This window comes from Legionella qingyii (assembly GCF_003990155.1).
Classification (GTDB): Bacteria; Pseudomonadota; Gammaproteobacteria; order Legionellales; family Legionellaceae; genus Legionella; species Legionella qingyii.
Genome location: NZ_RZGX01000043.1, coordinates 1 through 2,248, shown reverse-complemented (window position 1 = coordinate 2,248; position 2,248 = coordinate 1). Strand labels below are relative to the sequence as shown.

The following is a 2,248-nucleotide window of genomic DNA, read 5'->3' as shown; positions in this document are numbered from 1 at the left end:
TCAGTTCAATTCCTGTGCTAGTTTAAAACCAGCTTCTTTACTTATTTATTTCTTCTTAGCACTCAAAGGTTCTTCAAAGTGCCCACACAGTTTGTCTTCTATCTTCTTAATGAACTTGCCCTTGGAGGCGAGGTGCGAATTCTACTTACTTTTCCTGGTATGTCAATAGTTTTTTATTATATTTGAAAAATTCGTGCTGTATCACATTAAAGGGAATCAGAAGTTGTGGCGCTAACGATGGCAGATCTCTAGGAAAAACGACCGCTTTATTACTCTTGTACATGAATGAAAAGACACCTTGGTAAATGACGAATCATCTGATTAACTTCTCTATGCCACAAGGAGTTTGACAGACTATAAACAGACTTATCCACAGAAAATGTGAATAACTTAAATTAAAGTGCGGGATTTTAAAAATAATATAATTCAGACACAGTAAGGGTTCTAATATGCCGCTGAATATTAATTTTTAATTTGCTAAAAAAGATATCCACAGAAAAGGGACAAGGAATAGAATTTAAACGCAGCTATGTTATACAAATAAATAATAAAAAAACAGTCTTGACTCGAACTATTTTTACTTTTTATTTTGAGCCGATGCTTGATTAAACTCTATGCTTAAAAAATAATTCTTCTTAGATAAAATAGAAATCCCGAAATTTATGTTGAACATAGAACAGCTCATATGTAGATCGCTAAAAATCTCTTTAAAATATTGAATTGAGAGTTGTCACACAATCTAGTGACGATGAGAATAAATGGACCAAAAGAGTGCAAGGAAAAAATAATCAAATCTTAAGACCTGCCCCTCCAATTCTTAAAAATGGCCTGTATATTACTCAAAACGTTAATAAATTTATCAGCCAAGGTTAAGATCGCTACTATTTCTTACAATTGCCTCATATGCCTCTTGAGTTTGCTGATCTCTTTTTCTTAAATTTTTGGCGCGGGAGGCCGAATAGTTAATTGCTCTTTTCGCAATGTTATTTATTTCTTTCATGGCATTATGAGCCCGTTCAGGATCTTCTTTGCCAAGTTTAGCTTGCTGATAAATTTCATAAATATGATTGGGAACCGATGTTTGTTTCCCATTTATTTTAATTTTTGATTGACTGCCAAAGATCCCAGTCTTCCACTGAGTGCTTTCAATTAATTCAATTATCTGGTCAAGTGAAGTACGAGCTTCTCTTTTTTGAGCTTTGTCCCTTATTACTTGAGTGTTTTTTTCAAAATCTCCATTGCTGCTTGGCTCAGCTGTTGAGGATAATTGTTGAATTGCATCTTTAACTGTTTTTTTATATTTGTCATATATCTGTCGAATTTTGAATTCTATTATTGATTCAGATTTGACAGGGAGTAATGGCTCCTTTTGCATCTTATCATTAGGTGGTGGGTTTAGTTTTGACGGTACATTGTCGTAGGATGATGTTATTGGGTCTATTTTAAGAATTTTTTGTGGTATGTTTTGATCCACTTCCACAGTTTTTCTCTTCTCATCAAGCGATACTTCGGAGGACGGTGGTGGTATGTCATTTTTTGGGGGTTCTGTTGATTCCAGTTTCACTGCCTGCTCAACTATTTCTGTTTCTTGTGCCGCTTTTATCCTTTCATCAATTTGTTGGTATTCGCTAAGGATCGTCTCATACCAGATTGTTGCCTTTTCGGTAATGTGTTTCAATTCTTCTGAAGTTTTCCCAGGTTCATTTCGTTGATACTCGATATTATCAAAACGAGAATTCATGTCTTTAAGAAACTCTAGCGCTTTATTAAATGTCTCTAGCCGCGCCTCACTCACTTTTGCTTGTGTTAACAGTTCAAATTTTTTCTCAGCCTCTTGAATTTGTTTGGCGAGCATTTCTTTTGCAGCGGTTAATTGCTTTTGAAATGCAAAATAATCGTGTACAAATAAATCATCATTTACATAGGATTTGCTCTGTTCTATGACACTCTGCAATTTCTTCGGATCAAGCGCCTGAAGTTCAACTTCATCTAATGCAGATCCAAGCTCATGTAACTGTTCAACCCGAATATCTTTTTCTTTTATTTGAGATAAGCTCTCTCCTGCTTTTATAATTACAGTGGCTAATGCTTCATATTTTTGGGCAAGAAGTTCGATCTCTGATGCTTCGTGTGTATTCCGGAGCGAAATGATCACCAATTCCGGCCGCATTTGATCGCAGATTCCGGAAACACTTGATCAGAGATTCCGGCATTACTTGATCACCGATTCCGGAGCATTTGATCAGTG

At 35.6% G+C, this 2,248-nt stretch carries 1 protein-coding gene; it reads right to left on the bottom strand.

All coding sequences use genetic code 11. From position 1 onward, the window contains the following. Positions 1–859: 859 nt before the first annotated feature. Entirely contained in the window at positions 860–2,170 is a 1,311-nt protein-coding gene (locus ELY20_RS16665; RefSeq protein ID WP_127059519.1) for a hypothetical protein, read from the bottom strand. Between the last annotated feature and the right edge of the window lie 78 nt (positions 2,171–2,248).